The sequence below is a fragment of the Zhenpiania hominis genome, from assembly GCF_014333425.1.
Classification (GTDB): Bacteria; Bacillota; Clostridia; order Peptostreptococcales; family Anaerovoracaceae; genus Hominibacterium; species Hominibacterium hominis.
The window spans coordinates 1-4964 of sequence record NZ_JACRYT010000040.1 but is presented as its reverse complement, the minus strand read 5'-3'; the positions used below and the strand labels follow the sequence as shown (position 1 = coordinate 4964).

Below are 4964 nucleotides of genomic sequence, written 5' to 3'. Positions count from 1 at the left end.
ACGCTGTGAGCATTGCGATTACTGTAAACAGACCAAAGTTCTCACGGGACCGGTATCCTATTTGGAGGGTTACGATGCATAAAATATTTATTCACGGGAGACTGGCAAGAGATCCGGAGCTAAAGGAGATTGATACAAAAAATGGATCTTCAAAGGTCTGCAACTTTACCGTTGCGTCAGATCGGCAGTATGGAGAAGAAGCGGACTTTTTTGACTGCGCCATGTTCGGAAAGCGGGCGGAAGTGATTGAGAAGTTCTTTCAAAAAGGCAGTGAGATTGTCGTATCTGGTGAAATGCAGAAGCAGAAATATAAAAACAAAGATGGAGAAAATCGATATAACTGGAAATGTATCGTCAATAATTTTGATTTCTGTGGAAGTAAAAAGGAACGGTCAGGTGACCCCGACGTACCGGAAGGATTTGAGGCAGTGAACGATGAAGAAATTCCATTCTAAAGGAGGCGACAGATGCAGATACAGATTGACAGCAGAGAAAAAAGCCGGGCGATCCAAAAAATCGTGGCGGAGTTTGAGCGGCAGAATGTAAAGTACTTTGTCAGTAAGCTCTATGTGGGGGATTACATCAATCTGGAACGTCCTCTGGTTATTATCGACCGGAAACAAAATATCGCGGAGATCGCCCAGAACGCTACAAGCGATCATAAGCGAATGAAGCGAGAACTGGAGCGTCTGGATGAAATGGGTGCCAAGATGTACTTCCTGATTGAGCAGGACCGCATTGACGGAAAGCCAATTTCCGGGCTGGAAGATATTATGCTGTGGGAGCCGAAATTCGGAGCCATTATCGGAGAGCGGGTCTATCGAATCCTGCGGGCATGGCAGCACAAGCACAATGTGGAGTATGTGTTCTGCAGCAAGCGAAACACAGGAAAAGAAATTCTCCGCCTGCTGGGGACGGAATCATGAAGAATGACCTGGCAAAGAAAATCACTGAAGCACTCAAACTCAGAAACGTGATGGAATTCTACGGCGTGAAATTCAACGGAAGGGGATTTGCTCTTTGCCCCTTCCATGACGAAAAGACCGCCAGCCTGAGCATTAAAAACGAGCACTATAAATGCTTCGGCTGTGGAGCGTATGGCGGGGTCATTGACTTTGTGATGGAATCGTACGGAATTAGCTTTCGACAAGCGCTTGTAAAACTGGATAGCGATTTTCATCTTGGACTAATCGGAAAAGAACCGGATTATCGAACCCGTCAGCAGATAGCTGAAAACAGGCGCATAGAGAAACGATATCAGGAGCATCAAGAAGAATTACATCAAAACTATTTAACCCTCTGTACGGTCCATGCAGTGCTGTTTCGTCGGTACTGTAACGGCGAAGAGTGGTTAAAAGACATGATAGAAAAGCTGGACATCCTTCTGGACGATTTCAGCGGAGAGGAGGCGAGGCTGTGGGAGATGGCAGTCAGGAAATGACCGTCTACACAAAAGAGGACTTTACAGACGGAACCGCCCCTTTCGAGGAGGTATATGCAAAGAGAGACAATCCATTTGAATATGAGCGGGCAAAAAACAAAATGGCTGAAGTGGCAAAGATGGCAGGGGTCAGCAATTTTAAGAAACTGTTTGACGGATACTGCAAGACCATGCGGAAGGTGAAAGACCCGGACTATGTGGATAATGCAAGTGATTTTGAAGGACAGGAAATTGAACTGAATACCGGCCCCTGGATGGCAGATGATTCAGGAATCACCAGGGAGGGTTATATGGGTGAAATTGTAGCCTGCGTACATCCGATTTTGCCGGTCAAGCGTCTGGTAAATATTGACACCGGGATTGAAAAACTGGAATTGGCTTATCGAAAAGGAAAACAGTGGCGAAAGATGATTTTTGACCGCCGGCAGATCGCCAGCGCAAGTTCGATTGTAGGGCTGTCTGATTATGGTGTGGCGGTAACGAGCGAAAACGCGAAATACCTGGTGCAGTATCTGCACGACGTGGAAAATCTAAACTATGACAAAATCCCGGAATCAAGTTCCGTGTCTCGTCTTGGGTGGATCGGCGAGGAGGGATTTGCTCCGTATGTCGAGAATCTTGTGTTCGATGGAGACATTGCTTTCAAACATTTCTTTGAAAGTGTCGGGACACGGGGGAACTTTGAGAAGTGGAAAGAGGCAGTCAAGACCATTCGGGCAGAAGGAAATGTCCCGGCGAAAATCTTAGTTGCAGCTTCCTTTGCATCGGTCTTAGTAGGCCCCTGCAACTGCCTGCCTTTTTTCGTCCATCTGTGGGGTGGTACAGAGTCCGGAAAGACAGTCGGTTTGATGCTGGCGGCGTCGGTCTGGGCGAATCCGGAGATGGGAAAGTATATTCATACGTTTAACAGTACTGCGGTGGCGCAGGAACTTTCCGCAAGTTTCGTGAACTCGCTGCCGCTGATTCTGGACGAACTACAGATTGTGAAAGATAAAAAAGATTTTGACCAGCTCATTTATCAACTCTCAGAGGGGGTGGGCCGAAACCGGGGACAAAAGTCAGGGGGATTACAGAGAACGGGAACCTGGAACAACTGCATTATCACAACGGGAGAGCAGCCAATTTCAAATAGCCATTCCGGCGGCGGAGCGATTAACCGAATTATCGAAATCAGCTGTGAAGATACCAAAATCTTTAAAGACCCTGCAGGGCTGGTGGAAGTGATTCGAAAAAACTATGGACATGCTGGAAAGCTCTTTGTGGATGCGCTTATGGAAGAGAGGCGGATGGATCTTGCAAAAGCCACCCAGAAAGGACTCTATAAAGAATTGACAGAGACGGAAATTACCGAAAAGCAAGCTCTGGCCGCCAGCCTTATCCTGACCGCGGACGCATTGATCGACGATTTGATTTTTAAAGACGGGAACGGACTTGCTGTAAAAGAGGTGGCACAGTTCCTGTCGACGCATGAAGAAGTCTCCGTGAACCTGAAAGCCTATGAATGGTTAATGGAGTGGCTGGCACAAAACAGTGCGCGATTCGACGAAGAACAGGAGAAAATGCCGGATATCTGGGGAAAGATTTCTTACGGATCCGCAGCAGTTATCCGCAGCGTCTTTAACAAGGCTTGCACAGAAAACGGATTTAATCCAACTGCATTTTTAGCATGGTTGAAACGAAACGACAAGCTGGAATTGCAAAAAAACGGGAAAGGATATACAAAGTCAGTCAAAATCAATAAAATCGCCTGTCACTGTGTCGTGATTAAGCAAATTGAGGGGCAGGTGGAAGGATTTGAAGAAATGGAAACAAGTGGTCGCACGTTTGAAAGTGAGGAATCGCATTGAAATTTCAACGGTTTGTAGAAAATGGAAATAAATACCGGTACGAACCAAAGTTGTACCGCGTACCCTTTGCAATTACTGGATTACAGCGATTAAAAGGTGTCGGTACGACCGGTACAACCACTTTTACTAAAGCTTATATAAGACTCTATATGTAGTGGAAACAATTACCAGTATAGATAGAGTGCCTATATAGGTTGTTAAAAATCGTCGTACAAGTCGTACCATCGCTATAACGGTTGAAAAATCAACACTTATATAGTACGACTGTATTTCGTACCGATTCGCACCATTCGTACCAAAGGAGATAAAAAATGAATATGAACGCTTTAAAAGAAATTATATCGGATTTAGTCGATAAAGAAAAGACATCCACAATAAAAAATCACGGATATGCACACAGCGATCACGAAGCGCTGGCATTGTTACGCGAGGAAATTTGTGAAGCACAATCGGAAATAAAACTGATTACAATATGGGAAGTGGCTCTGAAACAAAGCGTGTATCGAGATGAATGTCATCAATATTCAAAGCTTGTAAATGAAATCAAGCAGAAGGCAATCAATGGAGCATGCGAACTAATTCAGGTAGCGGCTATGTGTGACAAGTTCAAAGAGAGCCGGGAGGTGCGGGAGAGTGGCGAATCAGAATAAAACAGAGCAGGATAAACAAAAAGCGATCATCGATAAAATCCTTGCCTGTAAAGAAACGCTCGGACTGGATACGCTTCCGACTGCCCGGCAGCTTGCAGGGTTCGGGATTCATTCAAACCAGTTAATGAGCGTGGGAGGTCTGACAAAGATATCAAAGATAACAAAAATCCCAATGAAAGGGAGAGCCTACGCGAGAGGAAAAAAAGTGAAAAAGTTATCGGAAGAGGAGATTATACAAAAAATCCTGGACAGTAAAGAAGCACTTGGAATCGATCATATGCCGACGGTTCTGCAGCTTTATGAAATCGGACTAACGCAGAATGACCTGAAAAGAATTGGAGGACTGACAAGAGTCTCAAAGGAGTATGGGATTCCGTTTAAGCGAACTGGAAGAGAACCAAAGAAAGCGCTGGGAGCAGGACAGAGAATCCGTCCGAGCCGGGCGTTTGAAAAAGAACAGGAGGCGAGGAAACAGGGGCTGCACTATGCGGATTTACAGAAGGCAGAGACATTAAGGCTTTATGGGAGGGTTGAACGATGAAACGAATTTACATAGCGGGAAAAATCACAGGATTAGATCGTCAAGAGTATATCAGGCGATTTCTACATGCGGAAAATATGCTTATTGAGAAATTTGAGATTGTAAACCCGATTTTCCTGGAGAGATTGAACCTTGATGACAGTCTGCACCGAGACGCAATCATGGAAATCTGTAAAGTGCTAATCAGTACCTGCGACGCAATCTATATGCTGTCGAATTGGGAAAGCAGTCCGGGAGCACGAATGGAGAGAGATTATGCGAAATCGTTAGGGCTTGAGATCTTGTATGAGCAGGAAGACAAATACAAGTAAATCACATCCCCGCAGGCAACAGTTAATGATCAGAACCCTTTTATTGAATAACACGGTCTGCGGGGAGAAAGGAGGGACTATGAACGATTTAATCAAGCGCTCAGACGTAGAGCAAATGCTTACCGCGCTTGGCGGCTGTGATGCATCGGATAAAGAGGCGGAAGGATGGGACAA

Annotated in this window: 7 protein-coding genes; all 7 read left to right on the top strand. The window is 45.4% G+C overall.

From position 1 onward, the window contains the following. Positions 1-74 precede the first annotated feature (74 nt). The 7 genes from H9L42_RS16430 (at position 75) to H9L42_RS16400 (ending at position 4790) form a co-directional block, all read left to right on the top strand. Positions 75-455: a single-stranded DNA-binding protein gene (locus tag H9L42_RS16430; RefSeq protein ID WP_187304482.1), complete on the top strand. Its 381-nt coding sequence runs from the start codon at positions 75-77 to the stop codon at positions 453-455. A gap of 12 nt (positions 456-467) precedes the next feature. After that, positions 468-926 carry an ERCC4 domain-containing protein gene (locus tag H9L42_RS16425; RefSeq protein WP_187304481.1) on the top strand — a complete coding sequence of 153 codons (459 nt, stop codon included), beginning with the start codon at positions 468-470 and terminating at the stop codon, positions 924-926. Beyond that, a complete protein-coding gene (locus tag H9L42_RS16420) occupies positions 923-1441 on the top strand; it encodes a CHC2 zinc finger domain-containing protein (protein WP_187304480.1) in 519 nt (172 codons plus the stop codon). The genes H9L42_RS16425 and H9L42_RS16420 overlap by 4 nt, the downstream gene beginning before the upstream one ends. After that, complete coding sequence (locus H9L42_RS16415) at positions 1417-3288, top strand: DUF927 domain-containing protein (protein ID WP_187304479.1); 1872 nt, start codon at positions 1417-1419, stop codon at positions 3286-3288. The genes H9L42_RS16420 and H9L42_RS16415 overlap by 25 nt, the downstream gene beginning before the upstream one ends. A 311-nt stretch (positions 3289-3599) precedes the next feature. Next, positions 3600-3938, top strand: a complete 339-nt coding sequence (locus H9L42_RS16410; protein WP_187304478.1) for a hypothetical protein — start codon at positions 3600-3602, stop codon at positions 3936-3938. Beyond that, complete coding sequence (locus H9L42_RS16405; RefSeq protein WP_187304477.1) at positions 3922-4479, top strand: hypothetical protein; 558 nt, start codon at positions 3922-3924, stop codon at positions 4477-4479. The genes H9L42_RS16410 and H9L42_RS16405 overlap by 17 nt, the downstream gene beginning before the upstream one ends. After that, a complete protein-coding gene (locus H9L42_RS16400; RefSeq protein ID WP_187304476.1) occupies positions 4476-4790 on the top strand; it encodes a DUF4406 domain-containing protein in 315 nt (104 codons plus the stop codon). Before H9L42_RS16405 ends, H9L42_RS16400 begins: the two co-directional genes overlap by 4 nt. Positions 4791-4964: the final 174 nt, after the last annotated feature.